1 pseudogene is annotated in these 414 nt (G+C 71.3%); it reads left to right on the forward strand.

Features of this window, described 5'->3' with window-relative positions:
* A pseudogene (locus tag ACWGKU_RS23065) lies at positions 1–252 on the forward strand (ABC transporter permease); the annotation flags it as partial.
* Positions 253–414 lie beyond the last annotated feature (162 nt).

Below are 414 nucleotides of genomic sequence, written 5' to 3' on the forward strand. Positions count from 1 at the left end.
GCCGGCCTCAAACAGGGCTGGGCCTTCTCCTGGCGCTCCCTGATGGCCGCCGAACTCGTCGCCTCCTCCCCCGACCTCGGCCGCGGCCTCGGCCGCTACCTGGAGGACCAACGCGAATTCTCCGACATGTCCGGCGTCCTCCTCGGCATCATCCTCATCCTCTTCGTCGGCATCACCATCGAACTCCTCGTCTTCACCCCCGTCGAACGCCGCGCCCTGCGCAACCGCGGCCTCCTCACCACCACCAGGTGAGGCGGCACCGAGGTCCTCGACCGGGCGGACGGGCCACCGTCCCCCGGCCACCCGACCAAGGGTCCTCCCCCGGCAATCGCCGAGCGGGGCCGGCGGGGTGTGCGCCGGGCCCCCGCGCTGGGTTGCCGGTGATTTAACGGGGGAGGCCTCCGAGTTAGTCTA

Source organism: Kitasatospora sp. NPDC054768 (genome assembly GCF_053612025.1).